Source organism: Limnochorda sp., assembly GCF_047459355.1.
Classification (GTDB): domain Bacteria; phylum Bacillota; class Limnochordia; order Limnochordales; family Limnochordaceae; genus Limnochorda.
This window is the reverse complement of sequence record NZ_VSCV01000068.1, coordinates 1-2,556: the sequence shown is the minus strand read 5'-3', so window position 1 is coordinate 2,556 and position 2,556 is coordinate 1. Positions and strand designations below refer to the sequence as shown.

1 rRNA gene is annotated in these 2,556 nt (G+C 62.7%); it reads right to left on the bottom strand.

Going from position 1 to position 2,556, the window contains the following annotated elements:
* Window positions 1–2,556 (bottom strand): 23S ribosomal RNA (locus FWJ67_RS10805); the annotation flags it as partial.

The window sequence follows — 2,556 nt, the reverse complement described above, 5'->3', positions numbered from 1 at the left end:
AGCCTGTTATCCCCGGCGTACCTTTTATCCGTTGAGCGATGGCCCTTCCACGCGGGACCACCGGATCACTAAGGCCTGCTTTCGCAGCTGCTCGACCTGTCGGTCTCACAGTCAGGCGCCCTTCTGCCTTTGCACTCGACGCGCGATTGCCGACCGCGCTGAGGGCACCTTTGCGCGCCTCCGTTACCTTTTAGGAGGCGACCGCCCCAGTCAAACTGCCCGCCTGCCGGGGTCCGAGCCGCCGCTTCAGGCGGCTTCGTTAGGGCTCCAACGCTACGAGGGTGGTATTTCACCGTCGCCTCCAGAGAGCCCAGAGGCCCTCCTTCACCGGCTCCCACCTATCCTACGCACGCAACGCCGAAACCCAGCGGCAGGGTGCAGTAAAGGTGCACGGGGTCTTTTTGTCCTGTCGCGGGTAATCGGTATCCTCACCGATACTCCAATTTCGCCGAGCCCGTGGAGGAGACAGCGCCCAAGTCGTTACGCCATTCGTGCAGGTCGGAACTTACCCGACAAGGAATTTCGCTACCTTAGGACCGTTATAGTTACGGCCGCCGTTTACCGGGGCTTCGGTTCAGAGCGTCGCACCTCCGAAGACGTGCTAACCCCTCCCCTTAACCTTCCGGCACCGGGCAGGCGTCAGTGCCTATACGTCGAGTCGTCCTCTTCGCAGGCACCTGTGTTTTTACTAAACAGTCGCTTGGGCCGATTCTCTGCGGCCCCTTCCGGCTCAGATCCGCGCAGGATCCTCACCTACCGGGGGCACCCCTTCTCCCGAAGTTACGGGGTCAGTTTGCCGAGTTCCTTCTCCACGGATCACTCGAGCACCTTAGGCTTCTCGCCTCGCCTACCTGTGTCGGTTTGCGGTACGGTCGGAACGTGCACTCCCGTACGAGGCTTTTCTTGGCGGCCAGCCTCGAGGACCCTTGACGTCCGGTTGCCCTTCCGTCTTGGGATCCGGTCTCACCTCTAGCCCCGCGGATTTGCCTACGGGGCCAGGCTACGCCGTTCCATCGGGAAACTCCAGCCCCCGACGGTCCTTCTGCTTCCGCGTCCCCCCTTACGGTCAGACGCACACGTCCCGGCACGGGAATATTCACCCGTTTCCCATCGCCTACGCCTCTCGGCCTCGGCTTAGGGGCCGGCTGACCCGGAGCGGATGACCCTGGCTCCGGAACCCTTAGGCTTTCGGTGGCGGGGATCCTCCCCCCGCTTCGCGCGTACTCATTCCGGCATCTTCACTCGCCACCGCTCCAGCTCGCCTTTCGGCTCACCTTCGCTGCAGTGACGACGCTCCCCTACCACGAGGGATCCAAAGATCCGCCCGTCCGTGGCTTCGGTGGCAGGCTTCCTAGTCCCGACCATTTTCGGCGCAGGTTCACTCGACTGGTGAGCTATTACGCACTCTTTAAAGGAATGGCTGCTTCTAAGCCAACCTCCCAGCTGTCTCGGCAAACCCACATCCTTTCCTTCTCCACTCAGCCTGCACTCCGGGACCTTAGCCGACGGTCTGGGTTCTTACCCTCTCGCGCACGCAGATTAGCCCGCGTGCCCTGTCTCCCAGGGTCCCTCTTCTGGGCATTCGGAGTTTGCTTGGGGTCGGTAGGCGGTGAAGCCCCCTCGCCCATGCAGTGCTCTACCTCCCAAAGAGATCGCCCTGAGGCCGTACCTAGATACGTTTCGGGGAGAACCAGCTATCTCCGAGCTTGATTGGCCTTTCACCCCTACCCACAGCTCATCCGAGCGGTTTTCAACCCACACCGGTTCGGCCCTCCACTGGGCTTTACCCCAGCTTCAGCCTGGCCATGGGTAGATCGCTACGGTTTCGGGTCTGCCCCCACAGACTCACAACGCCCTGTTCAGACTCGCTTTCGCTCCGGCTCCGACCCTGAAGGCCTTAGCCTCGCCTGTGAGGAGCAACTCGCCGGATCATAATGCAAAAGGCACGCAGTCACCCAAGAGCACGGCCGAAGCCGCACCCCAGGCTCCTACCGCTTGTGGGCACACGGTTTCAGGTTCTCTTTCACTCGCCTCCCGGCGTTCTTTTCACCTTTCCCTCACGGTACTCGTGCACTATCGGTCGCGGGCGAGTATTTAGCCTTGGAGGGTGGTCCCCCCAGATTCAGCCAGGGCTCCTCGAACCCCGACCTACTCGGGTACCGGTGCCACCGCCACGTCCATGCTTCGCCTACAGGGCTCTCACCTCCTACGGCGGGCCGTTCCAGACCGCTTCGACTCGCACGACCATGGCCGCGGGACTCGCCCCGCACCGGCCCCACAACCCCGAGAGCTCAAGGCCCCCGGTTTGGGCTCCTCCCCTTTCGCTCGCCGCTACTCAGGGAATCTCGCTTGATTTCTCTTCCTCCGGGTACTGAGATGTTTCAGTTCCCCGGGTTGGCCTCCTGAGACTTCCGCCCCAGGATGACGGGCCACTACGCCCGCCGGGTTCCCCCATTCGGACATCCGAGGATCTCAGCCCGCCTGCGGCTCCCCTCGGCTTATCGCAGCTTGCCACGTCCTTCATCGCCTGCCCGCGCCTAGGCATCCACCACGCGC